The sequence below is a fragment of the Acinetobacter sp. YH01021 genome, from assembly GCF_013420255.1.
Lineage (GTDB): Bacteria > Pseudomonadota > Gammaproteobacteria > Pseudomonadales > Moraxellaceae > Acinetobacter.
Genome location: NZ_VOYO01000005.1, coordinates 95,392 through 108,362, shown reverse-complemented (window position 1 = coordinate 108,362; position 12,971 = coordinate 95,392). Strand labels below are relative to the sequence as shown.

General features: G+C 45.4%; 10 protein-coding genes and 1 riboswitch. Of the genes, 1 reads left to right on the top strand and 9 read right to left on the bottom strand.

Annotation, left to right across the window (positions count from 1 at the left end):
- Nucleotides 1–25 precede the first annotated feature (25 nt).
- From FTT86_RS05985 to FTT86_RS05965, 5 genes are all read right to left on the bottom strand, one after another.
- Nucleotides 26–823: an MBL fold metallo-hydrolase gene (locus tag FTT86_RS05985; protein ID WP_180180809.1), complete on the bottom strand. Its 798-nt coding sequence runs from the start codon at nucleotides 821–823 to the stop codon at nucleotides 26–28.
- A gap of 184 nt (nucleotides 824–1,007) precedes the next feature.
- Nucleotides 1,008–1,583, bottom strand: coding sequence for a TMEM165/GDT1 family protein (locus FTT86_RS05980; RefSeq protein ID WP_004729168.1), 576 nt, complete (start codon nucleotides 1,581–1,583; stop codon nucleotides 1,008–1,010).
- A 73-nt stretch (nucleotides 1,584–1,656) separates the two neighbouring features.
- Nucleotides 1,657–1,797: riboswitch (yybP-ykoY riboswitch) on the bottom strand.
- A 156-nt stretch (nucleotides 1,798–1,953) separates the two neighbouring features.
- Nucleotides 1,954–4,032 carry a 2-oxo acid dehydrogenase subunit E2 gene (locus FTT86_RS05975; protein ID WP_180180808.1) on the bottom strand — a complete coding sequence of 693 codons (2,079 nt, stop codon included), beginning with the start codon at nucleotides 4,030–4,032 and terminating at the stop codon, nucleotides 1,954–1,956.
- Nucleotides 4,033–4,034: 2 nt separating this feature from the next.
- Entirely contained in the window at nucleotides 4,035–6,737 is a 2,703-nt protein-coding gene (aceE, locus tag FTT86_RS05970) for a pyruvate dehydrogenase (acetyl-transferring), homodimeric type (protein ID WP_180180807.1), read from the bottom strand.
- 332 nt (nucleotides 6,738–7,069) lie between these two features.
- Nucleotides 7,070–7,753, bottom strand: coding sequence for a M23 family metallopeptidase (locus FTT86_RS05965; protein ID WP_005245719.1), 684 nt, complete (start codon nucleotides 7,751–7,753; stop codon nucleotides 7,070–7,072).
- A gap of 107 nt (nucleotides 7,754–7,860) precedes the next feature.
- Here FTT86_RS05965 and FTT86_RS05960 point away from each other — a divergent pair, with 107 nt between their 5' ends.
- The gene (locus FTT86_RS05960) at nucleotides 7,861–8,301 is read left to right on the top strand and encodes a DciA family protein (protein ID WP_004647242.1); all 441 of its coding nucleotides are present in this window, start codon (nucleotides 7,861–7,863) and stop codon (nucleotides 8,299–8,301) included.
- 99 nt (nucleotides 8,302–8,400) lie between these two features.
- Here the strand turns inward: FTT86_RS05960 and lpxC are convergent, their stop codons facing one another.
- From lpxC to FTT86_RS05940, 4 genes are all read right to left on the bottom strand, one after another.
- Nucleotides 8,401–9,303 carry a UDP-3-O-acyl-N-acetylglucosamine deacetylase gene (lpxC, locus tag FTT86_RS05955; RefSeq protein WP_004647241.1) on the bottom strand — a complete coding sequence of 301 codons (903 nt, stop codon included), beginning with the start codon at nucleotides 9,301–9,303 and terminating at the stop codon, nucleotides 8,401–8,403.
- Between the two features lie 126 nt (nucleotides 9,304–9,429).
- Nucleotides 9,430–10,623: a cell division protein FtsZ gene (ftsZ, locus tag FTT86_RS05950; RefSeq protein ID WP_005108152.1), complete on the bottom strand. Its 1,194-nt coding sequence runs from the start codon at nucleotides 10,621–10,623 to the stop codon at nucleotides 9,430–9,432.
- Between the two features lie 159 nt (nucleotides 10,624–10,782).
- Entirely contained in the window at nucleotides 10,783–12,045 is a 1,263-nt protein-coding gene (gene ftsA, locus FTT86_RS05945; RefSeq protein WP_004647239.1) for a cell division protein FtsA, read from the bottom strand.
- Nucleotides 12,046–12,115: 70 nt separating this feature from the next.
- Nucleotides 12,116–12,970, bottom strand: coding sequence for a cell division protein FtsQ/DivIB (locus FTT86_RS05940; RefSeq protein ID WP_180180806.1), 855 nt, complete (start codon nucleotides 12,968–12,970; stop codon nucleotides 12,116–12,118).
- Nucleotide 12,971: the final 1 nt, after the last annotated feature.

Sequence of the window (12,971 nt, the reverse complement as noted above, 5' to 3'; positions counted from 1 at the left end):
AGAAAAAAATTATTTTTTGTGTGAACTATTCAGGACAGGTAAAAACCGTTTCATCCATCAGGTCAGTGCCGCATTCCAGTGTTTCAATCCAGTCCAGAAACTGGGTAATCTGCTCTTTGCCGATAAATGGTGTGCCATGCTGCGGCACAATCATCTCGATTTCCATGCTGCGTACCATTTTCACCCAGAGACGAATCACCTTGTTATTGCACATATAGCGTTGATGGAAGCTTTTCATTTTTGGGATATGCGCGGCAAAGTTTTCCAGTGGCTTGGCGGCATCTTCAACCATGGACGCACCCATATCACCTGAAAATAAAATTTTGGCAATCGGATCATAAAACTGGAAATTCCCTACCGAATGCAGAAAATGCGCCGGTACCGCCACAATATGAGATTGGCCCAGTGGAATGATTTGACCATGATCCGGAAGCTCCACCAGACGGTCCAGCCAGTTGCCTTTCATCCGGTCGCTCATAAAGGCCGAGTTTAAGTGCGGCAAGAAACGCGCCCACAGCTTGGATGCCACCACTTTGGCATCGGTATATACCAGCCAGCGCGGCATGGAAGTGATAATGTCCGGGTCTTGATGTGAAGCCATGACATAGTCCAGATGGGTCAAGCGGGTGTATTTATTCAGTTCCATGGTCAGCGGCACATAGGTTAAATCACCACCCGGATCGAGTACCGCTGCGCGCTCATGATCAATAATCAAAAACTGGTTTGCCTGAACGCCTTCACCTTTGACCAGACTGGTAAAACTGATGCACTTATGTGTCCCGTTATCAAACAGAACCTGCGATGTGGTGCGTTCAAAAGCCATGTAAATTCCCCAATTTATAATAAAAATAACGTTTTTATACCCGTATAAAATATAAGGAATTGATCAAACTTACAATCAATAAAACTAGCCATATCACACTATTTACCAAGGTTTTGAGAGAATTTTAACCATAAAAAATCCTGAGTTTTTAGCTCAGGATTCATGTAATTTATTATTTTATGATTTAAAAGAAATAATGTTGAGCCAGTGTTGCGACACCAATCACCAGGAAAATCGCCGCCCCAATTTTATGAATCAGGCTGATCGGGAGTCTATTCGCCAGCTTATCTCCCAAAAATACTGCAGGTGCATTGGCCAGCATCATGCCCAAAGTGGTCCCAAGCATCACCCAGAATACGCTATCGAAACGTGCTGCTAATGCGACCGTAGCAATCTGAGTTTTGTCACCAATTTCTGCCAGAAAGAACAGAATAAAGGTCGCACCAAATACCCCGAATTTTTGCCATTTATTGATACTGGCATTTTCATCCCCGAGTTCATCCGGAATCAGCATCCAGACAGCCATTGCGATAAAGCCAATCGAGACGATCCACAGTAGCACCTCCGGCCCGATCACGGTGGTCACCCATTGTCCCAATACTGCAGAAAGGCCGTGGTTAATCAGCGTCGCCAATAAAATGGCAACTAAAATAGGAACAGGTTTGCGAAAACGTGCGGCAAGCAGCAATGCCAGCAGTTGGGTCTTATCACCCATTTCAGCCAGCGCTACAATTGCAGTCGACAGTAGGAATTCATACATGAGGTTTTTCTCTGGCTAGCATCCAATACCAATGACTCACCGCTCCTGCTAGCCAAAATCTGCAGAGTGGTAAATCAAAGGTCTTGCCAACAAAAGAAAGCTTGGAAAAGCTAACTTGGTTCTTTGCTATGATGACCATGCTCGTTTGAGCAAATATGTTGACCATCACCCTTCTGCTTTGCGCAAAAGGCGGCTACTCCCCAATGAAGTGCGTCAAGTATAGAATCAAATAGATTATTTTTCAATGCAGCAAGAAAAAACCCTGCCGAAGCAGGGTTTTTATTTATACCTTCTTTGTATTTCTTCCTGAGCTTCAATTGAAATATTTTTCAATGAAGCGCAAGAGAAAAGAAAGTGAATCGAATTTAATTTAGATTAACAGCGTACGAATATCTTTAAGCAGCTTGGTTAACTTATTGGTAAAGCGTGCTGCATCTGCACCATTGATCACACGGTGATCGTAAGACAGAGACAACGGCAGCATCAAGCGTGGATCAAAGCCTTCACCATTCCATACTGGTTGCATGGTGGCAGGAGAAATACCCAGAATTGCCACTTGCGGCCAGTTCACCAATGGCGTAAATGCTGTACCACCGATTGAACCCAAGCTAGTGATAGTGAAGTTCGCACCTTGCAGATCTTTCGGCGACAATTTCTTGTCACGCGCTTTTTGACCCAAGGTTCCTAGCTCAGTGGCAATCTGTTTAATTGACTTCTGATCTGGATGACGCAGTACAGGCACGGTCAAACCATCTGGCGTTGCGACCGCGATACCCATATGGATCTCGTTACGTAGCAATACTGACTTACCATCATCGGCCAAGTGACCAGCAAATTCACGCTCTTCTTTTAACAAGTGCGCAACTGCTTTGATGATGAACGCCATAATGGTCAGGCTCAGGCCCTCTTTCTTGAAGTTGCCTTTCAGTTCATTACGCCATGCTTCCAGTTCAGTAATATCTGCTGCATCAAACTGGGTCACTTGTGGAATGAAATTATTCAGCGACAACTGTGGAATAGACACTTGTTGCAAACGCGTTAAGGCTTTCTCTTCCACACCACCAAAAGCGCTAAAATCTGGCAGCTTTGGTAGACCTGCGACTTGAGCAGCAGCGGCTACAGGAGCCGCCTGTGGCGTAGTAAGACGCATTTTGACATACGCTTTCAGGTCTTCTTTCATGACGCGCGCATGTGGGCCAGATGCTTTAACGTCTGCCAACACGACGCCCAGTTCACGTGCCAGTTTGCGCACAGCAGGACCGGCATAGACTTTCGAGTTAGCGACATTCTGCTCTCTGGTCAATTTGTCGGCATTATCCGATGTCGCGACTGTTTGAGTAGAAGATGCAGCAGGTGCTGGTGCTGCTTTTGCAGCAGGCGCTTTCGGTGCTTCTGCTTTGGCTGCAACAGGAGCAGCTTGTGCTTGTGCTTGTGCTTGTGCTTGTGCTTGTGCTTGTGCTTGTGCTTGTGCTTGTGCTTGTGCTTGTGCTTGTGCTTCAGCTTCAGCTTCAATTGTCACCAGTGCAAGACCTTGAGAGACATTTTGACCCAGTTCCACATGAATGGCTTTAATCACCCCGGCTGTAGTGCTTGGCACTTCAACAGTCGCTTTATCTGATTCCACCACGATGATGCTCTGGTCTTTTTCAACCGTATCACCGACCTGAACCAGAATTTCCGCCACAGCCGCCTTGTCTACACCCAAGTCAGGCACAGCAATTTCAACATCACCTGCAGGTGCTGCTGGCGTTTGTGGTGCTTCAACTGCTTTCTCTTGGGTGGCCGCTTGAGCAACTGGTGCTTGAGATGCTTCTGTCTGTGCTGACGCTGCCGAAACAGCCGTTTTCACTTTCAGAATGACCACACCTTCTTTGATCGTGTCGCCTTCTTTAATCTGGATGGATTCCACCGTACCTGAAACCGTACTTGGCACTTCAACAGTCGCCTTGTCTGATTCCACCACTACGATACTTTGATCTACCTCGATTTCATCACCGACAGCGACCAGGATTTCCCCTACAGTAGCTTTTTCTACACCAATATCGGGGATTTGTACATCAACCGCCTGTGAGCTCGCTTGAGCCTCAGGAGCAGCAGAAGCTTTAGGCTGATGTGAAGCCAGTTCCTGCATGATTTCCTGATCCGGCAATGAAGTCGGAGTATTTTCTGAAGTTTTTTGTGAGGCATCTGCTTGCTGTGGCTCGACCACATCGGCGCTACCGTCTTCAGCTTGCAGTTCAATCAGTACCGCGCCTTCAGCGACTTCATCACCCTGGCTGACCAGAATGCTTTTTACCACGCCTGCTGAAGTGCTAGGCACTTCAACAGAGGCTTTATCAGATTCAAGCAATACAATGCTGTCATCAATCGCGATCGTATCACCGACTTTGACCAGAATTTCGGCCACTGTTGCCTTATCTACACCAATATCAGGAGTCGTAATTTGCATGCTTAGTTCTCCTCTTTGTAGTCAGCAACAGCATGTACACATGGGGTTTCTTGCGGTGCCCAAGCCACTGGACGATCTGTATCAAGCTCGAAAGTCGAGATCGCATCTTTTACCAGGCGCGCATCAACTTCACCTTCATCTGCCAGTTTTTTCAAAGTTGCCACCACAATATGGGCAGCATCAACACCGAAGTAACTACGCAAGTTGGCACGTGTATCTGAACGGCCATAACCGTCAGTACCCAATGCTACGAATGGACGGCCATCTGGAAGATAAGCACGAATCTGTTCGCTATAAGCACGCATATGATCGGTTGCAGACACGACGATACCTTCAGTACCGCGAAGCTGTTTCGATACCCATGCTTCTTTTACGTCTTCAGCCAGCGGATGCAAGCGGTTGTATTCTTCACATGCCATACCGTCACGTGCCAGTTCATTGAAGCTGGTCACACTGTAGACATTTGAATGAATTTGATATTCTTCACGCAGAATCTTCGCTGCCTTGATCACTTCACGTAGGATCACACCTGAGCCCAGTAACTGAACAGTGGCTTTTTCATCTTCTTCCAGTAAGTACATACCACGCTTGATGCCTTCTTCAACACCTTTTGGCATTTCCGGATGCTCGTAGTTTTCGTTCATCACAGTTAAGTAATAGAACACACGTTCCTGGTTCACATACATACGTTGTAAACCGTCATGCACGATCACCGCCAATTCATAACCGAAACATGGGTCATAAGAGACACAGTTTGGAATGGTATTGGCCAAGATGTGTGAATGACCATCCTGATGCTGCAAGCCTTCACCGTTCAGTGTAGTACGACCTGCAGTTGCACCCAGCAAGAAGCCTTGTGCCTGTGCATCGCCTGCTGCCCAGGCAATATCACCGATACGCTGGAAACCAAACATCGAGTAGTACATATACATCGGAATCATTGGCAGGTTATTGGTTGAATAACTGGTCGCCAATGCTGCCCATGCACTCATCGCACCGGCTTCGTTAATCCCTTCCTGCAACATGTGACCGTCTTTGGCTTCACGGTAATGCATCAGCTGTTCTTGGTCTTCCGGGGTATATTTCTGGCCATGCGCGGCATAAATACCGAGCTGACGGAACATGCCTTCCAGACCGAAAGTACGTGCTTCATCAGGCACGATTGGAACAACACGGTCTTTAATCGCTTTCTCCTTAAGAAGTGCAGAGATTAAACGTACCATTACCATTGTGGTGGATTGTTCTTTACCATTTGAACCGGCCAAGACCGAATCAAATACTGAAAGTCCAGGAATCGCCAGCTGTTCGCTTTCCTTACGACGTGCAGGCAGATAACCACCCAATGCTTCACGACGTGCCTTCATATATTTCAATTCAGGCGAATTTTCGCTTGGACGGTAGAATGGTACTTCTTCAAGCTGTTCATCAGTGAAAGGAAGATTGAAACGGTCACGCACGTATTTCAAAGAATTGATTTGCATCTTCTTGATTTGGTGAGTTTTATTGACTGCTTCAATTTCCTCGGACAAACCATAACCTTTCACGGTTTTCGCCAGAATTACAGTCGGCTGACCTTTGGCTGTACATGCTTCGGCATAAGCAGCAAAGACTTTGTACGGGTCGTGACCACCGCGGTTCAGATTATCAATATCTTCATCGCTTAAATCTTTAACCAACTCAGCTGCTTCTGGATATTTGCCGAAGAACTTTTCACGCGCGTAAGCACCACCTTTTACCTGGTAACGCTGAAAATCGCCATCGACAGCTTCTTCCATCACTGCTTTCAGTGCGCCGGATTTATCTTTATCCAGTAGTGGATCCCAATGACGGCCCCACACGACTTTAATCACACGCCAGCCTGCGCCGCGGAATAGTGACTCAAGTTCCTGAATGATCTTGCCATTACCACGTACCGGACCATCCAGACGTTGTAAGTTACAGTTTACTACCCAAATCAGGTTGTCGAGCTTTTCGCGACCTGCCAGAGAAATTGCACCCAGGCTTTCCGGCTCATCCATCTCGCCATCGCCCAAATACGCCCAAACCTTACGATCTTCTTCTTTGATCAGGCCACGGTTCATGAGGTACTTTTGAATATGTGCCTGATAAATCGACATGATTGGACCCAAACCCATCGATACGGTTGGGAACTGCCAGTAGTCCGGCATCAAATAAGGATGCGGATAAGATGGCAGACCTTTACCACCGACTTCACGACGGAAATTATTTAGATGCTCTTCAGTCAAACGACCTTCTAAAAATGAACGCGCGTAAATACCTGGTGCACAGTGACCTTGGTAATAGATCATGTCGCCGCCGAAGCTATCGCTGTTGGCACGGAAGAAGTGGTTAAAGCCCACATCATAAAGGGTTGCAGAAGAAGCAAAACTCGCCAGGTGACCACCGAGATCATCACCGGTTTTATTCGCGCGTAATACCATTGCCAAGGCATTCCAACGGATCAGCGCGCGAATACGACGCTCCATATCCTGATCGCCTGGCATTGCAGGTTGTTCTTCAACAGAAATCGTATTTAAGTAGGGAGTATTTAAACGCTGAATAGGAACATGCTTTGCAATTGCGCGTTGATAAAGTTTTTCTAACAAAAATGCTGCACGCTCAGTGCCCATGTGCTGCAAAACAGAGTCAAATGCATCTTGCCATTCTTGGGTTTCTTGCGCGTCTGTATCGCCATAAAACGCCATAATCTACAGTTCCTAAAAGCCTAATCTAATGTCTTATATGTACCATATTTAAGACCTCTGCAGGTATGGCCTTAGCTGAATGCGATTTAGCAGTACTATTTAGGAACTAAATGATGGGTGACGTATAATTACACTACATAACAAAAAATAGTCAATAAAGGCGATTTATTATACAATCATTATAATAGTTGGTGATAATATGAGACTTAAAAGTGATAAAACAAAAAGCCCTTCAAGTTGACTTGAAGAGCCTGCAGTTTAAACGCTTTAAAATGCTTATTGGAGGTTTTTATGTATAGAGATGCTTCTTGTTATTCAGGTCTATACTTAACTTAAGGTAACATGGCCAAATAAGTAGATGGGTTTTTACGTTGACCATCTTTTACTACTTCATAATGCAAGTGTGGACCGGTACAGCGACCAGTACAGCCAACGTTAGCAATATGATCACCTGCTTGCACCTGCTCTCCCACACGTGCAATAAGACGTGAAGCATGAGCATAGCGCGTTAAATAGCCATTACCATGATTGATTTCAACGTATTGACCATAACCTGTGCCCCAACCTGATTTGGTCACAATCCCTGGACCTGTTGCATAGATTGGTGTACCACTTGGCGCTGCAAGATCAAGGCCTGAATGATTTTCAGCACGGCCACCCATAGTACGGCCACCGTAATTTGAACTTACGCGAGAATTAGGTAAAGGATGAGAAATTAGCCAAGAATAAGCACTGTTTGCTGCCGCTTTATTGGATGAAGTATTGGCATACTTCTGAGCAAGCGTTCGATTGTTCAGTTCAACTGGTTTCTCACGAAGTTGAACATTCAATTTAGTCTGTGCTGGAATATCGATATCATCTGGATGAGTATATGCACCCTGTGCCAGAGTACGCGTCAATTGCTCGATACGATCTGTTGAACCATTTTCTTGATTTAGATTGACTAAATCTGCGAACGCAACCGAAGCCGCTGAAACTGATAAAGAAAATGCCAACAAAATACGTCGCATATGCATAAAAAACCTCTCTAAACTGCTTTAATCGAGTTCCTTGAAGATCTCTATCCTTGATATCCACTAAAAGAAGCGCATAAGATTAAGACATAAATATGTAGGAATTATGTATGTCGGAACCTGTCAACGTTTTTCAACAAACAAGAAAACAGATAAAAACAGGAAACTTTTCGTTTCTCTCATCACAAGTCGCTGCCTGGCAGAAACTTACGAAACTCGTACAACCGCTATTGCCCCAACCGGAACGCTGGCAAGTTGTCTGCTATCAAAATGGTGTGTTAACGATTACCGGTGAAAACCAGGCCATGATCAGTCAATTGGCCTATCTTCAAAAGCAATACATTTCACAACTCTCTCAAATAAATGAATTAACAGATCTCACTAAACTTCAAGTTTGCTTGCGGAATCCTTCGCAAACATCACCTGTTTCAGCAACACCTGAAAGAGCCTTAAATGCAGAAACACAGGAATTACTTCGTAGTGCTGCTGACTTTATAAGCGACCCTAAGCTTAGCCAAGCTTTACTACGTTTGGCAAGCAATAAAAAGTAACATAGCAATCAAATGTAATAAATTAAAAAGCAAACATTATGTGATGTGTATCACAGTATTAAAGCAATAACAAAAACATAAAGACACAAACACAATGACTTATGTCACATTCACATACATGATTGGACAATTGGCTTCGTCATCAAATGTTACAATTTCATAGCAGCTTGGATCACTTTTCACATTGCGTAAAAGTTGATTATTCAAGGCATGTCCAGATTTATAACCATCAAATTTGGCAATAATCTGATGCCCGAGCAGGTATAAATCACCCACGGCATCCAGAATTTTATGACGTACAAATTCGTCCGAGAAACGTAAACCTTCTTCATTAACGACCCCGGTTTCATCTACACCAATGGCATTTTCCAGGCTGGCACCCAGCGCCAGATTATTGGCTTTGAGATAATCCAGATCTTTCATAAACCCAAAGGTACGCGCTTCACTGACTTCATAAACGAAGGTTTCAGTAGAAAAATCGATACTGGCGGACTGATGTTCTTTTTTAAAGGCAGGATGATCAAAATCGATGGTGAAATTCAGCTGAAAGCCCTCATGTGGGCTAAAAATGGCACGTTTGTCATCAATGAGTGCTTCAACCGGTTTAATAATCTTGACGAATTTTTTAGCGGCATCCAGCTCTTGCAAACCGCCCTGCATGAGCAGGTAAATAAACGGACCTGCACTGCCATCCATAATCGGGACTTCAGAGGCCGACACTTCAATAATCAGGTTATCAATGCCTAGACCAGCAATCGCACTCATGACATGTTCAATGGTGCCTACTTTGGCATTTTCCTGAACCAGGTTCGAGCACATGAAGGCTTCTTGAATCAGCATGGCATCGGCAGGAATGTCGACTGGCGGATTCAGGTCAATACGACGAAACACAATTCCCCCATCGGCATGGTGCGGCACAAAGTTAATCATGACTTTTTGCCCACTGTGAAGACCGATTCCGCTCGCTTTCACGACACGTTTCAGGGTACGTTGTTTCAACATGCTTTTATCATCTGTTCATCTATAAAACCGCTATACGTTAGCATATTTGGCCATTGATAAAAAACAAAAAGGTGGCTTAAAAGCCACCTTTCCTGTCTAATCCAGCTAAACACATGATGTTACATGTTATTTACGCTGTTGATTCTTAAGATAATCCTGAATGCTCATTGGTGTTGGGCGCGGGCTAGAAACTGAAGCTGCCGCTGGATTCGCTGCTGCCCCTGTTTCATGCTGCTGACGCTGAATTGCCGGTACATCATCATCTTCCACCACAGCCTGTGCAACTGCTGCTGGACGAGTTGCCTGTACATTAGTACGTTTGGTCGGTTCAACTGAATCCGCTGCATGACGGGTTAAACCTGTTGCAATCACAGTCACGCTGATTTCATCACGCGCATCCGGATCAAAAACGGTACCGTAGAACACCTGACCCTCATCTAAATCGACAATCTGGTTCACGACATCAGTAATTTCTTCAATTTCACCGAAAGTCACATCATCGCCACCGGTCACGTTAATCAGAATACCTTTGGCATTCATGATAGTCACGTTGTCGAGTAATGGACTACGGATTGCCTGCTCAGCAGCCTGACGTGCACGATTCTCACCACGCCCCAGACCCACACCCATCATGGCATAACCACGGGTGCTCATGGCTGTTTTCAAGTCAGCAAAGTCAAGGTTGATATGGCCAGGACGGACGACTAAATCAAAAATACTGCGTACTGCATTCAGTAGAACATCATCCGCTTTTTTATATGCATCTTTCATTGAAATATCACGGAAGACTTTCAATAGACGCTGGTTTGGAATGATGATTAATGAGTCTACATGCTGCTCAAGGGCTTCGATGCCTTTTTCAGCAGACTGTAAACGGCGTTTGCCTTCAAAGTTAAATGGCGTGGTCACGACACCAACGGTCAGGATACCCATTTCTTTCGCAATTTCAGCCACGACTGGCGCTGCACCGGTACCGGTACCACCGCCCATACCCGCAGTAACAAAGACCATATCGGTCCCTTCAAGCTGCTGGCGGATCAGTTCACGGCTTTCTTCTGCTGCGGTCTGGCCGACTTGTGGATTTGCACCTGCACCCAGACCACGGGTACTTTGCTCGCCCAGCTGAATTTTAAATTCGGCTTCCATGCGATCCAATGCCTGCTTGTCCGTATTGGCACAAACAAACTTTACGCCCTGGATATCGGACTGCAACATATGTTGTACAGCATTACCACCCGCACCACCTACACCAAACACAGTGAAACGGGCTTGACCATTGCTATCGCTATGATCGTCTTCGAAAAATTCAAATGAGGCCATGACCTATAAAATTCCTAATTCATAATTGGCAGTCACTAAGCCCGTATACTGCCTTAATCTTAATAAAATTGTTTTTAAGAATGCTGCTCATGCGTTCACTTGTCAAGTACAAGCCCGATTAACTACATCTTCCCAACAATATTCACAATAAAAATCGACTTAAAAGATTGATTTCAGGGTGTCATTAAAGCCAAACAAGGCTCTTTTGACCCGCTTGGCCAATGACAACCGTTCTACATCATCCTGTTCCACAATCGTGTCTTGGGTATCACTCTGACTAAACATCAGCAAACCAGCCACAGTACTATATTGCGAGCGGCGTAAAGCAGCCTGATGTTGTTCATCCGCATACACCTGAGTCGGTGGATTGCCCAAATGCGCCGAGACCCCCATGGTACGGCGAACAAAACTCACCATTCCTTCGATATGACTGGCATCACCGGTCAATACCACACCATGATACAAGCCCTGGATGGCACCATTTTTCACCAGCTCATCACGTACCAGACCCAGAATTTCTTCATAACGAGCCATAATAATTTCAGTCAGTTCAATCCGGCTGATGGTTTGTGGCCCATCAATTCCCTGGAACTGAATCATATGATCCGGCTTGACCACTTTCAGGTCGACACAGCCATACAATAATTTCAGACGTTCAGCTTCTTCGGTCGTGGTTTGCAATACTGCTGCAATATCACGGGTCACATGTTCACCGCCACGTTGGAAGGTATGGGTTAAGGCCAAACGACCATCCACATACACTGCAACATTGGTCGTGCCGGCACCGATATCTACTAAGCATACGCCATATTCTTTTTCGTCTTTCAGCAGGCTGGCTTCAGCAGTAGCCAAGCTCGATACCACCATTTTTTCTACACCAATATTGGCACCTTTCAGGGCGCGATCAATATTCTGCATGGTACTGATCGGCAGCATCATCAAATGATAGTGTCCGGTCATGCTATGTGCCGACATCCGAATCGGGTTTAACACCCATTCCGGTGAGTCGTCCAGCTCAAAACCCAGAGGCACAGCACTGACCAGATAATGATCTGAAGTCAAATGACTGGCTTTGGCCAATTCCAGTGCACGCACCACTTCACTGGTGGTAATCGCATGCTCGCTATTGTCGATCGAGGTGCGACCTGAAGCATAAAAGCTTTTTAATTCGGCACTTGGAATAGAGACCCAGGCAGAATGTACACGACATTCCGCCATATCTTCTGCTTCTTGAACGGCATTTTTAATTGCAGTAATAACTTTATCGAGACTGACAATTTTCCCTTTACTCATGCCTCGGTTACGAGCGGTGGCCATACCAATCACTTGGATATTGTCTGGCGCGTGTACCTTGCCAATCAAAACTGAAACTTTGTGTGTCCCAATGTCAATCGCCACAACCGAGGGAACAGCTTCACTCATTATTCACTACTACCATTACGTGTTTGTTAGATTTATGGCTTTAAATGCCTCTATTTTTTAAAGCCGGTCATTATGGCTCTACTGTTACTTTATTCTCAACGCCCGTGTCATCAATGGTTACAATAAAATGTCCATTTACAATTTTAGGCGGAATTGAATTTTTCCACTGTATCGACAATCCATTGCGATAACGCAGGTCGATGGCCGAAATTTTAGACCAGACCGGCTTTAAATCGCTCTGAGACAGATGGCTCAGGCGCTGTAATTTGCTCATAGTCTGGTCTTTATCCACAATTATTCTTAAACCCGAATCAAACTGCATAAACCAGGTCATTCGCTCGGTGAGATATAATTCTTTTAAACGAATGCCTTGTGGCAAAAATAACTGATTAATTTCATTATAACGACGCATCATGGTTTCTGCATGGCTCGCCGGCCCATGTAGTAACGGTAATGCCTGATAATTCTTGGGTGTGACTTCAGTGAAAATCACGCCACTATCACTTAGTAAACGCCCTGTCCCCCAACGCGCAATCGCATGATGCGGCATCACTCGCACCCGAATGCCATTTGGCCAGGCTCGGGAAACCACGACCCGATCCACCCAGGACAATTCCAGGGTACGATCACGGATCGCTTCCAGATCCGAAGTAAAATAGTTTTCGGTCACAATCGGTGACACATATTGCATGACCTGACGCTGTTCAGCAGCCGAGCGCGTACCTACCACGCCCAGCTCTGCCACGTCACTATTGGTCATGACTTTATATAAACCCAATATTCCAAAGGCCAGCACCAGCAGCGCAATACACAACAATAACCAGCCACCAAAATTGGTCAGCTTTTCTTTGCGTGTTGGCGGCTTGTCGTGAATTGAAGTAATCGCAGCACGTTTACGGCGCATGGAAACAGGAAGTTGAGCCATA